The organism is Mesorhizobium sp. B2-7-2, from assembly GCF_006440775.1.
Lineage (GTDB): Bacteria > Pseudomonadota > Alphaproteobacteria > Rhizobiales > Rhizobiaceae > Mesorhizobium.
In genome coordinates this window covers 50,158-68,489 of sequence record NZ_VFTZ01000016.1, presented here as the reverse complement: position 1 = coordinate 68,489, position 18,332 = coordinate 50,158, and the positions used below count along the sequence as shown (strand labels likewise).

The following is an 18,332-nucleotide window of genomic DNA, read 5'->3' as shown; positions in this document are numbered from 1 at the left end:
TCAAAGCCCTGCCATGGCCGTCGCCGCCCGATCGTAGACCTCTCGCATCCGCGCCGTCTGGGCGCTGAGCGAGAATTTGCGCGCCCTTCGGGCGGCGCGCTGACCGAAATGGCGCCGCAAGCTTTCGTCACGCGAGAGCCTGGCGATGCAGCCGGCAAGCGCGTGGGGATCGCGCGCGTCGAAGAACGTCGCTGCTCCGTCCCAGATCTCGCGGTAGGTCGCGATGTCCGCCAGCACCAGGGGAGTGCCCGCAGAGGCTGCCTCCAGAGCGGCCAGCCCGAAAGGCTCGTAGATGGACGGCGAGACAAACATGCTGGCCCGCGCCATCAATTGCCGAACCTCTGAATGGCTGATCGAGCCGAGCGAGATGCAATTGTCGAAGAACAGGCGCTGTCCGTCCGGGCCTTCCGTTTCGCCTGCGGCGAAAACGGGAGGGCCACACAAGGCCGCCGCGGCATCGAGCGCCAACCCGTTTTTACCCTCATCCCACCAGCGGGCGGCAGCGAGAACGAAGGACTCGCGATGCGCGCCTGCCGGGCCGGGGAGCGCGCCATTGTGGACGACGCTCAAGCCCGCGATCGGGCCGTAGCAGGCTCCGAGCATGGCGGCATGGCTTCGGCTCGGCGCGACAATGGCTTCGGCGCGGTCGAATCCCGCCCGGTTGCGCTCTCGTTGCCAAGCCCAATCGCCCTCGGGCGCTTGCGCCCGCACTGCATGCAGCCATGTGACCACGCAGGAATGCGATACCGCGACGATTGGACAAATCAGCTCGAGACCGGCTGCCTGCGCCGGCGCATTGAGGTGTATGAGATTGATTGCATAGTCCGACGCAAGCTCCTGCAATTCGCTGGGCAACCGGTCGAGATCTTTCGTGTCGCGCGTCATCCAGTCCGGCGGGCATTTCAGCCAAACCAGCGTGGCGAAGGAGCGCGCCTCCCGGGCCTGTTCGGGGGAAGGTTCGGGTCCCAGCCCGGCAAGCACGATGCTGTCGCCGCTGGCCGCCAGCTCTCGCGCCAGATCGAGCGAATAGCGCCAGACTCCGCCGACGGCGTCGGTCGTCATCAGAATGCGCCGCGGACGATGGGTCAGTGATTGCAGCATGAGGACTCCAACTCACCCAGCGCATGCGGACGCTGGTCCTGGATGTCGCTGAAGGATCGGAAGGAGGCGAGGTAGTGCTCATGCGCTCGCTCCCAGGCAATATCGTCGGGTTCGCCCCAGAGTTCGCGGTAGCTGGGCGAGCTCGGATAGGGATAGAGCGGCACGGGCTCGTTCGCCCAGACGCCGTGATCGATGAGGTGCTTGCGCCAATGGTCCACCAGCGCCGGGTCGTCCTCGACCACGCCGATCAGATTGGCCTGAACGAAAGGCACATGGCGACGGGCATCGACCAAAAGCGCGGCCAGGTCCTCCGTGCCGAGCCGGCATCGCTTGGCGAGCATCGCACGGCCCTCGACGGTCAGGCTTTCAAGGCCGGCTTCGATCGAGACGCAGCCGGCCTCGCCGAGCAGCTTGAGCAGGTCCGGCTTCCACAGGTCGATGCGGGTCTGGACACCGAACTGGATATCGCGGTCGACCAGCGCTTCCAGCAACGCCTTCTGCGGCAGGAAGATTTCATCGATGAAATAGATGTAGCCGACCCCTTGGGCGATCAAACCGTCGATCTCGGCCATGACGGCATCGTGCTTCCTGCGCCGGTACGCATCGCGGAAATCGATCTTGGCGCAGAAGCTGCAATTGTAGGGGCAGCCGCGCGACGCTTCCACCTCGGCGCCGGCGCCCTTCTGGTGGGCATCGAACCTGTGGTGGTGGTGGCCATGCGCGGCGATCCAGTCGGACGGCCAGGCGAGCGCAGGATGATCGACGAACGGACTGGCATGCACCCCGCCATTGCACACTGGAAAGTCGTCCTGGAGCCGGGCCGTATGCGCAACCTTGCTCCAGTCGCTTTGCCGTGCAAGCTCCGTCACGACCTCCTCGCATTCACCGCGCACGACGACATCGACGCCGAGCTTGCGCAGGCTCGGCGCCGGCGTCGCCGAGCCATGCGGTCCGACCGCCACCGTGCGTCCGCCGCGCCCGGCGAGATGATTGAGGAATTCCGCCGGCACGCGCAGCTCGGGCGGCGCGCAGCGCCAGAACAGATAGGTCGGCGCGGTTGTCACGACGGTCATGTCCGGTGCGAAAGCCGCAACGCTTTCCGCAAGGGCGGCGTTGTCCAGCCCTTGCAGCAAGCCGTCCAGCATCAGCACGTCGTGCCCTTCGGCTTCCAGCATCGCCTTCGAGTAGCCGAGCTCCAGCGGCAGATGCGGCTGGCGGCAGCCGAAATAGATGCTGTGCTCGTATGTCCAATGAGGATTGACCAGGGCTACCTTCATGCGACGTACCTCGTGGCTTCGGGGTGCGGTTGGAGCCGGTGCCGCAGCAGCCAGCTGGCGAGATCGCAGACGCCTTCGCGCCATGGGACACGCGCCTGCCAGCCGATCGCTGCTTGCAGCTTGCGCGTGTCGGCGACGAAGAAGGGTTGGTCGCCAACGCGCTCGCGGTCGTGGCGAAGCGCGACGTCGCTGCCCGTCATGTCGGCGATCTCCGCCAGCAGCACGCGCAGGCTGACCGCATTGCTCGGGCCGCCGCCCAGGTTGAACGCCTGGCCCTTGAGGTCGTCAATCTTGGCCAACACGCCGCGATAGGCGGCTACGGCGTCGGACACATGCAGGATGTCGCGCACCTGCCTGCCGTCGCCGTAAACGGTAATCGGCCGGCCGGACAAGACGCTGAGAAGAAAATGCGCGACCCAGCCCTGGTCTTCGGTACCGAACTGGCGCGGCCCGTAGATGCAGCTCATGCGCAGCACCGCTGTCGGCAGTCCGTAGGATTTGGAGTAGTCGAGCACATACTGATCGGCCGCGCCCTTCGAGCAGCCATAGGGCGTGCAGAAATCAAGGCCTACCTTCTCATCGACCCCGCTCGCGCGCACCTTCTCGTCGAGCGGCTCGTAGCGATCGTCGGCTTGCCGCACCGCGATCTGGGGCAGGCTGCCATAGACCTTGTTGGTGCTGGCGAAGACTACCGGGGCGCCGGTGCTGCGAGCGGTCTCCAGCACGTTGAACGTGCCTTTGAGGTTGATGTCGAAATCCTGCGCGGGATCGGTCAGGCTGGTCGTCACGGCGGTCTGGGCGGCGAGGTGAAAGATCGCCTTTGCCGGCGCCAGCGCCGCTGCCAGTGCGCCGGCATCGCGTATGTCGACGATTTTGGCGCTCAGCCGGTCGCCATGCTTTTGCGCCAGCCAGTCGAGATTCTGCTCGACGCCTGGGCGACCGAGATTGTCGACGACCAGCACGGCCTCGCCATCGGATAGCAGGCTGTCGGCCAGGTTGGAGCCGATGAAGCCGCTGCCGCCAATGACGGCTATCGGTGCCTTGCGCGAATGGCGGTGGCCCTGGGTCATGAGACCAATCCCCGCTCTTCCAGCTCGCGCCGCATGTCGGCGCCGCGGTCGATAACGACGCTGTTGCGGACCCATGCCGCGAATTCGCCGAGCGAATCTTCCAGTCGATGCTTCGGCTCAAAGCCGAGCAATTCGCGCGCCTTGGCAATGTCGGCGAAGCAGTTGCGTATATCGCCGGAGCGCGCCTTGCCGAGAATTTCGGCGGGGCGCTTCGGAACGCCCATGGCCTTGGCAAGCAGCCGGGCCACCTCGCTGATCGAATAGGCGCGGCCGCTGCCGATGTTGATGGCGTGGCCGGCTGCCTGGCGTTGCTCCAGCGCCAGGCGGAACGCGGTGGCGACATCGCGCACATGGACGAAATCGCGCTTCTGCTCGCCGTCCTCGAAGATTGTCGGCTGTTTGCCATTGGCGAGGCGTGAAGCGAAATTGGCGAGGACCCCGGTATAGGGATTGGAAAGCGCCTGCCCGACGCCGAACACGTTGAACAGGCGCAGTGCAACGGCATCGACGCCGTAGGCCTGGCCGAAGATCAGCACCGCGCGTTCCTGCGCATATTTGGTCAGCGCGTAGATCGAGGCGAGATCGGGCCGCTTCTCCTCGTCTGTCGGAAGAGGCGACAGTGTTTGGCCGGTCGCCGATACCAAATCCCAGCGGCCCTCCCTTATATCGGCAGGCTTTCGGCGCGCATTGTCGATCCGCTCGCCGTCCGGAGTCTGATAGAGGCCTTCGCCATAGATGCTCATGGAGGACGCCACGACGATCCGCTCGACCGGACGCTTGATCAACGCCTCTAGCAGCACCGCGGTGCCGAGATCGTTCGCGCCGACATAGCGGGCGATCTCGTACATGGACTGGCCGACGCCTACCTCGGCCGCCAGATGGATGACGGCACCGACGTCGGAAACGGCTTCGGCGACAGCGTCGGGGTCGCGCACGTCGCCCTTGATCAGTTCGGCCCCCGCAGGGAGGTTGATGGCTTCGGCGCCGTGCACCTGATCGACAAGCGCATCGAGCAGGCGCACCTGATAGCCATGGTCGGTGAGTTCCTGAGCGACGTGGCGGCCAATGAAGCCGCAACCTCCCGTAACCAATACACGTTTCACGATGACTCCCTTGCGGACTTTGCTTCGGCGCCCCGAACTGCGCGGCAAAAGGTTTGTTCCCTGCTTCAACAAAGTTCCCGTCGCAGGCGGTGCCGCAGCTTCGACAGGGAGCCGTTCCACCATCTGGAACATTGCCTGTTGGCTGCCGTTAGGACCGCTCATCGGCCCCCGCTGCAGAAAGGAAAAGTCCATGTCCGAGGCCAAGACGACCACCAACCACGACGAAATCCGCAAGTGGGTAGAAGAACGGAATGGCCAGCCGGCTGTCGTTCGCACGAAAGGCAAGGGCGGCATTCTGCGCATCGATTTCGGCGAGCCCGAAGACACGCTCGAGCCGATCGAATGGGACGAATTCTTCCGCATCTTCGACGAGAACGATCTCGCCTTCCTGCATCAGGATGAAGCCGGCAGCGGTGGAACGAGCCGCTTCAACAAATTCGTCGAGCGCAGCCAGAAAGGTTGAGAGGCCGAAAACCTGGCGTCATGGCGCCGTGGGGGAGGCGGCCCTGCGGCGCGCGGCAGGGGTCAGGCTGTAGCCATCCCCGGCGCAGGGTTTTCGCGAATGGCGTCGGCAGAGGGAACCGCGTAGGCGCTCCGGCTGTTGGATCAGCAAGGAGCAATGGCTATGGGACTCTTTTCCGACCTGAACAAGAAGCTGACCGAAAACCTGTACGCCCATGGCAGTTATTTGAGCGACCCGAGCGCCGACCTGCCACGGCGGGTGGAGGAGACGGTCGACCTTCTAATGCCCTTCGTGCGGCCGGAGGCCCGCGAAACGGTGAAGCTGCAGATCCTCGGCATCATCCACGAGCATATCTATGACGAGGACTGACTCCGGCGACTGCCGGAGACGCTAGCCGAGGGACGCTTTCAGCCATTATCCCGAACGCCGGGATCTGCCTTGCTTTTCGGCGTCGCGGAGCAGCCGCACGATGGCGTCCACCGGAGACGGGTCCGTGGTCGGCTGTGCTTTCCAGCGCCATAGATGACGAAACAAACTTCTCAAGCGCGGCATCGCAATTACCTCCTTGCGCTATCAAACCTGGGACGGGGGACGATGTTCCTTTCATACCTGGCGGAAGATCGCGGCGAGCAGAAACACAACCGCGGCCAGGATGACCAGCGCCACGATCACCAACACCGGGCCGTTCCTGCGCGGCTGCAGGCCGGGCGCGTTCTCTGGCGGCCGCATCGCGTTGGCAAAGCTTGCCTGGTTGGTGAAGCTCGGTTTGTGCGGCTCGACCGGCTTGGCGGAAGTCGGGACATTGCCGGCCTTGGCATCCGTTTCCTGCGGTGCCGCCGCAGGGTCGAACCCAGGGGTCTTGTCCTGCGTCCTGCCGGCCTGGATTTCGCCGCGGGCTTCGGCGGGCGTGCGTTGGTTGGGTGACATTCGGCGCCTCTTTTGTTTCCAAACCTGCTTCCGGCCCCGCTGTTCCAACCGCGCCACTAAGACGGATATCGATCAGGGCGCTGCCTTCGAGTTCATCGCGAGCGTTGCGGGATGCCAGGCGCGGCTATCCAAGTCGATTGTTGAACTCGGGCGGAACTTTCGGGAGCAGGGGAGCTTTGTATCCTCGATACGGAGACGAAGCTCGGCGGGAGCGCTGGGCGGTTCGGGTTCGCGGCGGCGACGGCGACGGCGACGTAATCTTGTCGGTCGCTTTCGATGAGGCAAGGCAGGAAAAGTCCGTCGCCGCATTGTGATGGAGGCAAGTCTGTGAAGGATCGGACGATAAAGACCTTTATGCCCCTGCACGCGATTGCCGCCGCACGGGGCGATGGGCTGAGGCCGGAATTTCTTCGCCTGTTCGAGGCCCGCGCGGCCTTGTCAAACCTCGACGTGATCCAACTCAGCCGGGGCGAGGACGCAGGCTTGGACCAAGCCGGCCCGAATCCAATCGGCAGTCGCGCAGCCGTTTGCGGGCGAAATGTCGTGCGCTTCCCTGGCCGGCGGAGTACAACAAGCCGTTTGCCAGGAGGACGTAAGCGTGCCAGAGGAGATCGTCATGCAAGCGCCCCTGGCACTGATCATTGAAGACGAATATCTGATCGCTTGCGATGTGGCGGATGGCTTAAAAGCGCTCGGCTTCGAGGTGGCCTGCGTGGCCTCGGAACGGGCAGCCGCGACCTGGCTGGACGACAACCAGCCCGATCTGGCCATCATCGACATCCAATTGCTCGACGGCCAACGGGGGGCCGCCGCCGCTCGCCTCAAGGAAGCGGGTGTGCCTTTCGTCGTCCATTCGGGCTACGATCCGGCCTTCCAGTCGCCTGTCTTCCATGGCGCGCCTTTTCTGCCGAAGCCTGCGCCGATCCGGCATCTGGTCGAACTTGCGAGCCGGTTGGTAGGCGATCGCACCATGTCGTAGATGAGGCTTTCTCAGTCCGGCGCATCGCTCTTGCGGAACCGCGACACCGCTTCGATCAACAGGTTGTAATCGACCGGCTTCGACAGCTTGGGCTTATCGCGAAACCGGTCGGGAAAGACGGTCACGCTGTCGTAGCCGGTGAGGAAAATGAAAGGGACACCGCCGAGCGTGAGATGTTCGGCCAGGGGAAAGCTTTGCTCGCCTCGAAGGTTCACATCCAGCACGGCTCCGTCTAGAGCAACGCCCTCGATTTGTGCAAGCGCCTGTCTGACCGTCGGTGCCGGGCCGATCACTGTGCATCCTGCTTGGGTCAACTGGTCGGTGAGGTCCTCCGCAAGCATAAATACGTCCTCGACCACGAGGACATTCAGGCCGGACAAGAGCATGTTGTGTCCACTCCTCATCGCTCAGCGGCAAATGTCAGCGACCTGTGCCCGACGCCAGCGGAATTTCTATGTCGCATTCAAGTCCGGAGCGTTCGAACCTCAGATCGACCTTCCCTCCCAGCTCGTACTCCAAACTTTGCTGGATGAAGCTCGTTCCGAAATTCCGCCTTGGCGGTTCTTCGACGACAGGTCCGTCGATTTCCCTCCAGCGGATTGACAGAATGCCCGGTTTGTCGGTGTTCCAGGCTACTTCGACGCGACCGTCCTCTGTCGATAGGGCTCCGTATTTCGCGGCATTGCTGGCAAGCTCGAAGAACACCATGCCGAGTGTCGCGGCCGCGCTCGCGCCTAGCTGCAAAGGCCTTCCGAGGATGATGATATTCTGGCGCTCCTTGCTGCTGTAAGGCGACAAGACTGCCCGCAGCAACTGCTCGAGATCGGCATCTGTCCAGTTGTAGGAAGACAGCACGTCGTGCGTTCGACCCATTGCCTGCAGCCGCTGCTGGAAGGACGTGGAAAAATCGCTCATCGAACTGGATGTACGAACCATGCGGGACGTCAGCGCGGTGACCGTGGCCAGGATATTCTTCACGCGGTGCTGCAATTCGTGCAGCAGCCTTTCCTGGCTGCGCTCGGCCTCCTTGTGGCTGGATATGTCGACCAGCGCCGCGATGGCGCCGCGGACCTTGCCCTTTTCGTCGAACAGCGGGTTGGCCGACATCATGACGTCGATAGCGGTACCGTCTTCATGCTGGATACTCGCTTCATAGCCGGGAATTGCCCTGCCGGTGCGCATTGTCTTGAGCAGTGGCTGGTCATCGGTGCCCACCTTGGTTCCATTGAGCGTCAGCGGCAGGATTGCGGGCACGGATATCGGCTTGGTGCCGGTAGCGGGCCGACCCAATAGCTCCGCCGCGCGCCGGTTGGCGCGGATCTCGACGCCGGCGCCATCCTCTGCGATGAAGATGCCGATCGGCACGAGGTCGAGCAGGGCTCCCAGGCTTTCGACGCGGTTGCGCAGGTCATGCGAGAGTGCGCCGATCCTTTTCTCGGCCTGCGTGATCTGGGTGACGTCGACGAAGGTGACGACAATGCCCGCTATGATATTGTCGACTGTCCGGTAGGGCAGCACCCTCATGATATAGCTCTGGCCGTTGTCCATGCCCTCGACCTGCCGCTCGATCGTGCCAAGCCTTTGCAGCACGTGTTCCATGTCGGCCTGCAAGCCGTCGGCCGTGAAGCGCGGACGGACATGCGCCAGCGGTCGTCCGACATCGCTTTCCACCAGCCGGAACAGGTCGCGCGCGGTCGGTGTGAAGTTCTTGATGCAGAGGTCGCGGTCGAGGAAGATGGTGGCGATCTGCGTGCTTTCGAGCAGGTTCGCCATGTCGTTGTTGGCGCGGGTGAGCTCGTCGACGCGCAGACTGAGCTCGGCATTGACGGTGTGCAACTCCTCGTTGATCGACTGGAGTTCCTCTTTCGAGGTTTCCAGTTCCTCGTTGGACGACTGCAGCTCCTCGTTGATCGAGGAAAGCTCCTCGTTCGAGGATTTCAGCTCTTCATTGGAGGATTCGAGCTCCTCCGTCGTAATCTGCAGGCGCTCCTTGGTTTCCCTCAGCTCCCTTTCGAGCTGACTGACATTGGCGCTTTCGACATCGTCGGTTGTGTGGACGGCCTCGTCCTCGGCTTCCGGCTTGATCCCGCCGACATCCCGGAAGACCAGCATAAAGAGCGGGTCGGAAGAACCATCGCCCGGCAGCGGCTGCACAGCCAGGCTGATCGTCTGACGCCCGCCATTGGTACCGATGCTGATATTGTTCTGGACCGCCACCTGTCCGGTGCTTACGGCCTTGTGGAGAGCGGCCCTTAGATCCATGCGCAACCCGCGACGCGCCATGGAAAAGACGTTGTGGGTGGGGGCGCCGGCAGCGAGCTCCAGATATTTGCCCGTGCCGCCTGAGCTGTGCATCATCTCGCCGGCGGCATTCACGATCACATAGGCCGGCGAATAGCGCTCGACGAGCAAACGCTCTGCGATTTCCTGCAGGGTTCCGGCCGTTGCCCGCCGGCGCGCACTTGGATCCGTCGATCTCGCCGCGGTAACGAGCGGGAATTCCGGCAACCGATGTGCGGTGGCCCCGTTGCGCCTCTGGAAGATGCGGCTTGTCTTGTCAACCGTCGAGAACAGCTGCGGATGGCGCGTGACGTTCTCCGAGGAACCGAGAAGGAGATAGCCGTTGTTGCGCAATGCGTAGTGAAAGATCGGGACGATCTTTTCCTGCAGTTCCGGGCCCATATAGATCAAAAGGTTGCGGCACGCGATCAGGTCGAGCTTGGAAAAGGGCGGATCGCGCAAGAGATTGTGCGCCGAAAACAGGCAGGTCTCCCGCAGGTCGGCGGAAATGCGGTACGTGCCGTCCTCGCGCGAGAAGAACTCCTTCAGCCGCTTCGGCGTTATGTCCGGCGCGATCGTCGCCGAGTAGCGGCCGGCGCGCGCTACTTCCAGCGCGCGCTCGTCGATGTCGGTGGCGAAGATCTGCAAGTTGGGCGAGGCGGCGCCGCGCGGCGCGTTCTCCTTCAAGAGCATGGCGATCGAATAGGCTTCCTCGCCGGTGGCGCAGCCCGGCACCCATACCCTGATCGTCTCGCTGGGCTTGCGGTTCTCGAACAGCCGGGGAATGACCACACGCTCGAGAGCGTCGAAAGCCTGCGGGTCGCGGAAGAAGCTGGTGACGCCGATCAGCAGGTCCTGGAACAAAAGATCGACCTGCTGCGGGTCCTCGCGTAGTCGCTCGTAGAAGACGGTGGGATCGTCGATCTGCAGCACCAGCATGCGGCGCTGGATGCGCCGCAAAATGGTGTTGTCCTTATAGCCGCTGAAATCATGGCCTGTGCGCGAGCGAAGCAGGGCGGCGATGCGGGAAAGCTGTTCGGTCACTTCGCGCTTGCGCCGGTCCCGCTCGGTCTCGGTGCGGCTCGCGTGGGTGAAATAGCTGACCAGCTTGCCGGCCATCTCATCCGCGGGCAGCACCATGTCGACCAGGCCGCTCTGGACGGCGCTGCGCATCATGCCGTCATATTCGGCGCTCTCTTGCGCAAGCGTCAGTCCGCCGCGCTCCTTGATGGCCCTCAAGCCGACAGTGCCGTCGCTGCCGGTTCCGGAAAGAATGATCCCGGCGGCGTTCTCGGCCTGCTCCTGCGCAAGCGAGATGAAGAAATCGTCGATCGGCGCCCGTCTGTCGCGCGCGGCCGCGATTTTGACCAAGTGAAAGTGCCGCTTTTCAATCCTCACCGAAACACCTGGCGGGATCACATAGATGTTGTCGGGTTTGACCTCGACGCTCTCGGCGACTGTTTGCGTTTCGATCGCGGTTGAGCGCTGGATGATGCTGGCAAGCGCGCTTTCATGCTCGGCGTCGAGATGCTGGATGACGACATAGGCGAAGCCGCTGTCGGCGGGCACCTCGGGAAAAAAGCTCCGCAATGCCGCGATGCCACCCGCCGATGCGCCGATGCCGACAATGGGGAAGGACGCCGGCTGTTTTTCGTCGTCGCGCGAACTAACCCTTGCCTTGTGAGTACTTGCCTTCCGCGCTGACTTCGCCATTATCCCTTGCCTGAACCCGCCTGCTTTCGAGGATGCGTTCGATCACAGCGGCATCCGCCTCATATTCCTTCGCCCGCCTGCCCATTTCGGCGGCGAGTCCGGAGCGGAGCTTCACCCGCTCCCGCTCTGCCATCCGCTTGGCAAACGCTGCCCGCTGCTGATGCGAGCGAAGCAGGCTCCACAGGATCTCGTCGGCCTCCTGCGCCTGCACCTCCATCACCGCGTCGGCGGTGAAGGCATGCCCGGTATGGCACCGATAGCGCAGCATGTCACCGTCTTCGATCTCCCACAACGGCCCGTGACATTCCGGGCATGTAAACACCGACAATTCGCCAAGTCGATCCGCTTCCTGCATCGTCGAATGCTCCTGCGCGGCAATAGCCGCTTCCAATCTAACTGCCGGCGGGGGAGGAAAGGATTCTCCGGCCGGCTCGACCGCAAGTTTTGCCAGCAAAGGGCCGAGCTCGGCAGCGGGCAGGCAGTGGTCGACCTCGACATAGCGCAGCGCGCTTTCAATCATCGCCGGCACCAGCGCGTCCTTGGGGTGCTGGACGACTGCCAGCCCGCCGACGGACTTGACGGCCCTCAACCCGGCGGTGCCGTCGGAAAGCGCGCCCGACAGCAGAACCCCGATGACACTCGCGCCGTAGCTCAGCGCCGCCGAGCGGAACAAGGGGTCGATGGCCGGCCGGGCAAGATTCTCGCGCGGGCCGCGTCGCAGCATCATGTGATCATCGTGAAGGAGAAGATGGAAGCCGGGCGGCGCGACATAGATGCAGCCGGTCCTGAACTCTTCGCCGTTCGTTGCCGACTGCGTTTCGAGCGTGCCCGCGCGGTCCAGGATCTCCGGCAGGCAGCTGACCTGGCCGATATGCAACACGACGAAGATGGTCGCCGGCAGATCGGCCGGAAGGTTGGCGACGATCTGCTTCAACGGCTCGATTCCGCCGGCCGACGCGCCGATGACGATGATGTTATGGCGGTTGGATAGACCTTTGGAACGGGCCATTCCGCTACGAGCCTCCAAACTGGGCTGTAATGGGCTGTAAGAAGTGTTCCGTTGGGTGACGGCATCATCGCGGTTCAGCGACAGGTCAGATGTTTAACCCTGCAACCTGCACGAAGTTCCGTTTGCTGCCGGCCAGGCTCGTCGCGAAGGATGGCGGGAACATAGGGGATGACTGGCAGTTCGGGTTCGCTTCAGACGCCACGCCAGGCGTTTGTCGAAGATCGGTGGGCAACAGCTGATCGGTCTGCGCCTGTCCCTCGCAAGCGCGGGCTTCAGGCCCGGCAGGTCTGCCGCGCCGCTGTACAGATGTCGCCGCCAAAACCACAGGAGACAGCAATGAAGCATCAGACCTCATATGAACTTCAATCGGTGGCAGTCGTCGACCGGCTTGGATTGATCCCCCTTGCCACGAGAACGCAGCGGATCGAGCGGTGGGCGGAACTGCTGGACCGCAATCCGCTTCGGTGTCTCTCCGCGCTGACGGGCACTGAATATGTCGATCCCGAGGTTCGCGAACAGGTGCGGGCGGACGGATCGCCGCTCGCGGTTGCTTTCGATGATCCGTTGCTGCGCGCGGCCGGTTTGCAGTCCGACACCTACGGCGAGGCGAAGCGCTTTTTCGAATTGTCCGATTGGCAATTGCATGATGTCGTGTGCAGCTGCCATGCCGGCGCGACGATGCAGGCCAGCTGGGCTGCCGCGCGGGTCCGTCGGATCGTAAAAGGCAACCGGATCATTGCCTGGCTCAGAAGTCGCCTGACGCATTGAGAATGCTGGTCGCCAGGCGAGCGCAGGTCGCCGGCGGCTCGGCTGCCTGCGATTAGTGCAGCAGGCAAGCTCCGCGCAGCCGCGCTATCTTGCGCATGATGGCGTTCAGCCATTCGGCGATCGATGACCCCTCGGGCCTTTTGTCGATATCTTCAAGCGCCTGCTCCAAAGTGTGCTCGACAAGGCGGTCGGAAGCGCCGGCATCGTCCAGCAGCAGACGCGCGGTGAGCCGGAGCTTGGGGAGCAGCGCAACGACGTCCTCCACCGCGGGCGCCGGCTGCGCGACGGTCACTGGCTCCGCAAAGGGTTCCGGCGGGAACAGCGCATCGACCACGACCGCGCCGTTCGAGGACTTGCTCAGGCTGCTCGCGAAACGCAAACGCTCGGGGATGGCGATCTCGTCATAACCGCTGAAAAAGACGAAGGGCACGTTGCGCCGCATCAATTCGTCCGCGACCGGGAAGACGAGGCGGCCATGCAGGTTCACATCCAGAATCGCTGCGTCCGCCGCCTTTGCATGTCGCCCGGCCTGCTCCACTGTCGCCGCCGGCCCGAGGATGATAGCGCCCATCCCAGCGAAGAAGGTCGCCAGATCGCTGGCCAGCAGCCACTCGTCCTCCGCGATCAAGAGGTGAAGTCCCCTGAGGTTTCGCACACGAAGCTCCTTAATTCATATTCTGACGTTGGTGAGACCTCAGTCACGGGGCATGCCGCGTCGATACCGGCGCGTGTATTCATGAGGTCGCAGGGAAGCCAACTGGTAGAACGCGGCGACGGGTGAACCGTTCCGGCGGTTCGCTGCGCCGGATCCGACAGGTATGGAACCATTCCGCCGGCCGGCGGTTCGACACCAGCGGGAGTCGGCCGGGTACCACGACCCATGACGCCGCACGGCGAAGCTTCCAGGGAAGACAGTGAGCGCCAGAATGCCGACTGTGTCCGCGACCTTGCGGAAAGAACGAGAATTCCAAGCGGGTCGGCGCTGGCGCTGATCCTGAAATACGCCAACGAGCCGAGCGTGCTCGATCGCGAGGCTGCAAAGTTCAGGCGCGACGCGAACGGCGGCAGATAGGGAGTTGCGGCGTGCTGGCCGATCCCATGGTCCTCATCCTGATGTACTTCATCCTGCCGGTCTGGCTGGTTGCGGGCTTTGCCGACTGGCTCTGCCATCGCGCCACCCATATCGAATCGACGACCGGTGCGAAGGAATCGCTCATTCACTTGCTGATGTTCGCCGAGGTTGGAATCCCGCTGCTTGCGGCAATGTTCCTGGAGGTGAACGCCCTGGTCATCGCCGTGATGATCGTCACCTTCTTCGTTCACGAAGCGACGGCGATATGGGACGTGCGCTATGCGACCACGGCTCGCACGGTGAGCCCCGTCGAGCAGCACGTGCACAGCTTTCTGGAAATGATTCCGCTGATGGGGCTGGTCATCGTGGTGGCGCTGCATTGGGGCCAATTCCTGGCGCTGTTCGGCGCCGGAACGGAAAGGGCTCGCTTCGATTTAACCTGGAAAGAACAGCAACTGCCGGTGATATACATTGCCGCCGTGATGATCGTGATCGTGCTGTTCGAGCTGCTGCCCTATGTGGAGGAGTTCTTCAGAGGCCTGCGCGCCAACTCGGGCCGGCTGGTGCCTGACAAGGCGAGGCGGCATGAGCCCGGCAACACGGCGACGCGCTGAGGCTGGCTGTCCTCTCAGCCATTCTGGTCGATAGCGTGCGGCGAGGGCTGCTGGGCGCCACCGCTCGGGCGCCGGCCGTTTTGGTCAGCCCAGACCCAAACGGCGACCAGGACGATCGCCAGAATGCCGAGCGCAATTAGGATACGACGCATCCGCGGGCCGACGTGCTTCAGCCGCCTGGCCTGTTGGCGGCGGGGTCAGAGCCGGCGCCAACCGCGGGATCGGGCGCCACCGGACCGCGCTCGACTTCCGAACCTTCCGACTCGATCTCCTGGACGGCTTGATCCCAGTGTTCCTGCTGACGGCCCTCCGGTCGGCCTTCACGCTCCCAGATCTCATGGGCGCGTTGCCTGATGCGTTCTTCCCTGTCCATGCCTGGCTCCTCTCGCACGGCTGAACTGCACTGTCTGCGCCTAATCGGATGCCTGGAGGTTTGTTCCACCGGACTTGAAACGGACTGCCCGGCAGTTGGGCCAGCAGTTGGGAACGCCGCTCTCGCGCCGGTGTTATCTTTCATCCAACCGGAGACAGAGTCATGAAGAACAGCCAGAACCGTCGCGAGACCGGCGCCACGAAATATCCCGCCAATACCGATCCGGATCCGAGCGACGAATTTTCCCAGGACGCCGCCGGCAATGAAAGACCCCATGTCGATCCGGGCCTCAGCCGAAAGCAGGGCGAGGTCGAGGACAAGACCCGTCAATCTGAGGGCCGCAATCCGCCGCGACAGCCGACGCCAAGCACGGCGACGGAAAAGAGCTCAGGGGCCGGTCCCACTGTCGCGGAGCATTCCAAGGACGCCAAGGCGCCCAGGAGCCCAGGAGCGGCCGTCAGCCCGGCGCCTATGTAAAGGAATGAACGCGGGCCGTCCCATAGGCCAATTCCTCGTAACCTGGGTCCACGAAGATTTTGCGCGGAACCTCTGATATCGCCGCCAGGATTTTCCCGATCCGGGATGCCGCGGCCGCCGAGATGAACATCGACCATCCGACGGCGCCACGGTTGGTTCCCTCGTCGGATCGGGCCGGGCCGGCGGCCACAAGGAACAAACCCGGTTGCACAAGGTTGGGCGGCCACTGCAATGTGCTGCTCTGAGGAGGATCTGTGGAAGAGCCTGTCTTCTGCGACACGCCGCTGCTGCGGGTCGCCTATGTGAGCGGCGGATCCGAGGACGGAGCGCCTGTGCTGCTCCTTCATGGTTGGCCAGACGATGCGACCACTTTTGCGGACGTGTCGCCACTTCTTCACGCCGCGGGCTTTCGCACCTTCGCGCCATGGCTGCGCGGGTTTGGAGGGACTGTGTTCCACTCCGCCGAAACGATGCGCTCCGGCGAGATCGCCGCCATGGCGCAGGACGCGCTCGACTTTGCCGATGCCATCGGCCTCCAACGGTTCGCGGTTGTCGGCCACGACTGGGGGGCACGCATCGCCTACCTGCTCGCCTCCGTCTTTCCGCAGAGGATAAGATGCTGCGCGGCGCTTTCGCTGGGATGGCAACCCGGCTCGCTTCCGACGCCGCCTTTGGAGCAGACGAGGGCCTTCTGGTACCAGTGGTTCATGGCGACCAAGCGCGGCGAGGAGTTCGTGCGACAGCACGGCCACTCCTTCGCTCGATTCCAGTGGGGCAGCTGGAGCCCGCCAGGCTGGTTTGACGACGCGCTGTTTGAACGTGTGGCGAGGTCCTTCAAAAATCCGGACTGGCCGGACGTGACGCTGCATTCCTATCGCGTGCGCTGGGGGGAGGCGGATCCCGATCCGCGCTACGCTGAGCTCGCGCGCAAGCAGGTTGAGGCGCAGGTCATCTCGGTGCCGACACTGGTCCTTCATGGCGATGACGACCGCGTCGTTCTGCCGGGTTCCTCCGAAGGCAAGGAGGAGTATTTCTCGGCAAGCTACGAACGTGAGCTTCTGCCGGGCGTCGGCCATTTTCCGACCCGCGAGGCGCCTGAGCAGATCCGAGAGGCGCTGGAGAGCTTCCTGATAAGCTTCGGCAGGCGATAGGCTGCGCCGACTTCGATATTCGGGACAGCTGCGCCCGACCGGAAGTTCGTTGGTCCAGCAGACGGACGAGACAGGAACCTTTTTCCCATCAGTGGGTTAATGGGGCAGGCATTAACCCATGTTAGGGGAACGGCCGTGACACGCAAGGTTCGTCAAGTGCTCAGATCGGAGGAGGAACCCTCCAAGATCACGACGCCGGAGCGTGAGACGTGCGTCGCGTTGGAGGCGCTGAGATACGAGAATGCACCGTCTCGAATGTTGGCACTGGCGCGTAAGCTCGACGCCGCGATAGCGTTGCGGACGCGCAAAGCCCGCCCGAATTGATTGTCGACTGGGACGTTCTGATCGCGACCATGCGGAACCATCATGGCCGGCAGTTGTTCGTCTCCAAACCTTCCATGAGGCGATCGGATGAAGGGCATAATTCAAAGCCTGATTGCCGAGTTCCTGCCGCGATGGTGGCGCCGAAAATCTCGCGGCCCGGCACCGAGGCAAGCGCCGGTTCGTGCGTTCTCGCGGGTAGAATCGGACAGTTCTCAAGCGACCGGGGCAGAGGAAGGATCGGATGAAGTTCCAAGATAGCGCAAGCTAGGGCATGCCCGCTCCGCCGGCTGAAATCTCGTCCGACTGCTCGTTCGGCAACATCATTTCGGCTAGTGCCACTGCACAGGGATTTTGACCGGTCGGCTCTGTTTGCGTTGTCAGGTGGCATGCGTTGGAGATTGGCCGAAACGCCCATCGCGATCGTCATTCCAGGGCGGAGCAGGAGCGAAGCTCCGTCGCGAAGACCCTGGAATCCATGCCGTTACCTTCGCCAAGGAATGCAACGGAGCAAAATTCTGCACCGAGGCGGCGCTTCCAAGTCACGGAATGGATTCTATGGTCTGCGCCGCGTCGCTTCGCTCCTTGCTCCGCCATAGAATGACGAAGTTGGGGCGGCTTCAACCAATCTCCGGCGTTTGCGCTGATTTCACGGACATCTTGCGCCAAGACAAACGGCAACCTTTCAAAATCCCTGTGTCGGGGAACTAGGCGAGGACTGGTTAAGCTTGCGTCAGGCAATTCAGCGCGCACTTTCATGGAAGCTTGCCGCAAGCTCCGGCCGTGGGCGAGAAGATTGTCGTCAAATCCTGAATGTTCACCCGACGCACTGGAACGTGAAACTTTCTCCGGAACATTTCTGCCGCCTGCCGGTTCGAAAGCCGATCGCCCTCCCTCTAGCGATCCAGGGTCCCATCAGGCCCATGGCCCGTTGCCGCATGCAGGCAGCGGGCCTTCTTCGTCTGGATCGCCGCGTGGATCTTCGATTGCCGCGGGGCTCGCGAACCGGGCGCAAGGGGAACAAGCGGGATATCTTCGGGTTCCTCTGAGATAGCGGGGACTGTCAACCAGGAGGCCGCAATGAGCGAGGCTATGACGACCTCAAATCACGAAGTGATCCGAGCTTGGATCGAGGCGCGCGAGGGCAGGCCTGCCGTCGTCGCCGGGCCGGGGAAGGGCGCGATCCTGCGGGTCGATTTCGGCGCGGGCGACGAAGATCTGAGGCCGATCGAATGGGAAGACTTCTTCAAAGTGCTGGACGACGACAATTTGGCGTTCGTCCACCAGGACATGACCGCGGAGGGTACCATCAGCCGGTTCAACAAATTCATCGCGCGTGAGTAGGCCTCCAGGAAAGAGCGGATATCGCGCTCGAACTGTCACCGAACCCCCGGCATCTTGCTGGCATCCTGTGGATTCTTCGTGATGCCGGCGGCCGGCGAGGTATCCTGCGGCGCGTTCCCGCCCTGGTTCTGTTCGGGTGCCCGTTTGACGGGCGCTGTTTGCCAGCCTGTGCCGACATAGACAAAGGCCCAATAGCAGAGCACCAGGACCACCGCAGCCAATATCAGTGGCAGAAGCACCCGTCTCATGTCGAACTCCTGGCTGGCTTTGCGTCTGTTGTGGCCGCCGAC

Annotated in this window: 20 protein-coding genes; 9 read left to right on the top strand and 11 right to left on the bottom strand. The window is 63.2% G+C overall.

The genetic code is table 11. The annotated features are described in order from the left end of the window. The 4 genes from FJ425_RS21155 to FJ425_RS21140 are packed head-to-tail and all read right to left on the bottom strand — an operon-like array spanning position 1 to position 4,551. Positions 1 to 1,101 carry a glycosyltransferase family 4 protein gene (locus tag FJ425_RS21155; protein WP_140725871.1) on the bottom strand — a complete coding sequence of 367 codons (1,101 nt, stop codon included), beginning with the start codon at positions 1,099 to 1,101 and terminating at the stop codon, positions 1 to 3. Further along, positions 1,086 to 2,378, bottom strand: a complete 1,293-nt coding sequence (locus FJ425_RS21150) for a TIGR04295 family B12-binding domain-containing radical SAM protein (RefSeq protein ID WP_140725868.1) — start codon at positions 2,376 to 2,378, stop codon at positions 1,086 to 1,088. The genes FJ425_RS21155 and FJ425_RS21150 overlap by 16 nt, the downstream gene beginning before the upstream one ends. After that, complete coding sequence (locus tag FJ425_RS21145; protein ID WP_140725865.1) at positions 2,375 to 3,448, bottom strand: NAD-dependent epimerase/dehydratase family protein; 1,074 nt, start codon at positions 3,446 to 3,448, stop codon at positions 2,375 to 2,377. Before FJ425_RS21145 ends, FJ425_RS21150 begins: the two co-directional genes overlap by 4 nt. After that, positions 3,445 to 4,551, bottom strand: coding sequence for an SDR family NAD(P)-dependent oxidoreductase (locus FJ425_RS21140; RefSeq protein WP_140696601.1), 1,107 nt, complete (start codon positions 4,549 to 4,551; stop codon positions 3,445 to 3,447). Before FJ425_RS21140 ends, FJ425_RS21145 begins: the two co-directional genes overlap by 4 nt. A 190-nt stretch (positions 4,552 to 4,741) precedes the next feature. Here FJ425_RS21140 and FJ425_RS21135 point away from each other — a divergent pair, with 190 nt between their 5' ends. Both FJ425_RS21135 and FJ425_RS21130 read left to right on the top strand, forming a co-directional pair. Further along, positions 4,742 to 5,014 (top strand): hypothetical protein, encoded by a 273-nt coding sequence (locus FJ425_RS21135; RefSeq protein WP_140696597.1) that lies wholly within the window; start codon positions 4,742 to 4,744, stop codon positions 5,012 to 5,014. Positions 5,015 to 5,176: 162 nt separating this feature from the next. Beyond that, positions 5,177 to 5,383 (top strand): hypothetical protein, encoded by a 207-nt coding sequence (locus tag FJ425_RS21130; protein WP_140542319.1) that lies wholly within the window; start codon positions 5,177 to 5,179, stop codon positions 5,381 to 5,383. 234 nt (positions 5,384 to 5,617) lie between these two features. Here FJ425_RS21130 and FJ425_RS21125 read toward each other — a convergent pair whose 3' ends face one another. Next, on the bottom strand, positions 5,618 to 5,941 hold the full coding sequence (locus FJ425_RS21125) for a hypothetical protein (protein WP_140725862.1): 324 nt from the start codon (positions 5,939 to 5,941) through the stop codon (positions 5,618 to 5,620). 616 nt (positions 5,942 to 6,557) lie between these two features. Here FJ425_RS21125 and FJ425_RS21120 point away from each other — a divergent pair. Next, positions 6,558 to 6,920, top strand: a complete 363-nt coding sequence (locus FJ425_RS21120; RefSeq protein ID WP_181175996.1) for a response regulator — start codon at positions 6,558 to 6,560, stop codon at positions 6,918 to 6,920. 11 nt (positions 6,921 to 6,931) lie between these two features. Here the strand turns inward: FJ425_RS21120 and FJ425_RS21115 are convergent, their stop codons facing one another. From FJ425_RS21115 to FJ425_RS21105, 3 genes are read right to left on the bottom strand one after another with little or no spacing between them, the layout of a single operon-like run. Next, positions 6,932 to 7,306: a response regulator gene (locus tag FJ425_RS21115; RefSeq protein ID WP_140696581.1), complete on the bottom strand. Its 375-nt coding sequence runs from the start codon at positions 7,304 to 7,306 to the stop codon at positions 6,932 to 6,934. 34 nt (positions 7,307 to 7,340) lie between these two features. Continuing rightward, on the bottom strand, positions 7,341 to 10,913 hold the full coding sequence (locus FJ425_RS21110) for a CheR family methyltransferase (RefSeq protein WP_140725856.1): 3,573 nt from the start codon (positions 10,911 to 10,913) through the stop codon (positions 7,341 to 7,343). Next, entirely contained in the window at positions 10,867 to 11,922 is a 1,056-nt protein-coding gene (locus FJ425_RS21105) for a chemotaxis protein CheB (protein ID WP_140542271.1), read from the bottom strand. Before FJ425_RS21105 ends, FJ425_RS21110 begins: the two co-directional genes overlap by 47 nt. A gap of 336 nt (positions 11,923 to 12,258) precedes the next feature. On the opposite strand from FJ425_RS21105, the gene FJ425_RS21100 reads away from it, so the two are divergent. Next, complete coding sequence (locus FJ425_RS21100; RefSeq protein WP_140542270.1) at positions 12,259 to 12,690, top strand: hypothetical protein; 432 nt, start codon at positions 12,259 to 12,261, stop codon at positions 12,688 to 12,690. 52 nt (positions 12,691 to 12,742) lie between these two features. On the opposite strand, the gene FJ425_RS21095 is transcribed toward FJ425_RS21100, so the two are convergent. Continuing rightward, complete coding sequence (locus FJ425_RS21095) at positions 12,743 to 13,318, bottom strand: response regulator (protein WP_246673548.1); 576 nt, start codon at positions 13,316 to 13,318, stop codon at positions 12,743 to 12,745. Positions 13,319 to 13,570: 252 nt separating this feature from the next. On the opposite strand from FJ425_RS21095, the gene FJ425_RS21090 reads away from it, so the two are divergent. Continuing rightward, positions 13,571 to 13,762: a hypothetical protein gene (locus tag FJ425_RS21090; protein ID WP_140542268.1), complete on the top strand. Its 192-nt coding sequence runs from the start codon at positions 13,571 to 13,573 to the stop codon at positions 13,760 to 13,762. Positions 13,763 to 13,773: 11 nt separating this feature from the next. Beyond that, a complete protein-coding gene (locus tag FJ425_RS21085; RefSeq protein WP_140542267.1) occupies positions 13,774 to 14,376 on the top strand; it encodes a diguanylate cyclase in 603 nt (200 codons plus the stop codon). Between the two features lie 169 nt (positions 14,377 to 14,545). On the opposite strand, the gene FJ425_RS21080 is transcribed toward FJ425_RS21085, so the two are convergent. Next, positions 14,546 to 14,749 (bottom strand): DUF2934 domain-containing protein, encoded by a 204-nt coding sequence (locus FJ425_RS21080; RefSeq protein WP_095768854.1) that lies wholly within the window; start codon positions 14,747 to 14,749, stop codon positions 14,546 to 14,548. 162 nt (positions 14,750 to 14,911) lie between these two features. On the opposite strand from FJ425_RS21080, the gene FJ425_RS21075 reads away from it, so the two are divergent. The 3 genes from FJ425_RS21075 to FJ425_RS21065 all read left to right on the top strand — a co-directional run bounded on the left by FJ425_RS21075 (position 14,912) and on the right by FJ425_RS21065 (position 18,042). After that, positions 14,912 to 15,226: a hypothetical protein gene (locus FJ425_RS21075; RefSeq protein WP_140725853.1), complete on the top strand. Its 315-nt coding sequence runs from the start codon at positions 14,912 to 14,914 to the stop codon at positions 15,224 to 15,226. Positions 15,227 to 15,480: 254 nt separating this feature from the next. Beyond that, complete coding sequence (locus tag FJ425_RS21070) at positions 15,481 to 16,377, top strand: alpha/beta hydrolase (RefSeq protein ID WP_140725850.1); 897 nt, start codon at positions 15,481 to 15,483, stop codon at positions 16,375 to 16,377. A gap of 1,401 nt (positions 16,378 to 17,778) precedes the next feature. Continuing rightward, entirely contained in the window at positions 17,779 to 18,042 is a 264-nt protein-coding gene (locus tag FJ425_RS21065) for a hypothetical protein (RefSeq protein WP_140542264.1), read from the top strand. 35 nt (positions 18,043 to 18,077) lie between these two features. On the opposite strand, the gene FJ425_RS21060 is transcribed toward FJ425_RS21065, so the two are convergent. Beyond that, complete coding sequence (locus tag FJ425_RS21060; RefSeq protein ID WP_140725847.1) at positions 18,078 to 18,290, bottom strand: hypothetical protein; 213 nt, start codon at positions 18,288 to 18,290, stop codon at positions 18,078 to 18,080. Positions 18,291 to 18,332 lie beyond the last annotated feature (42 nt).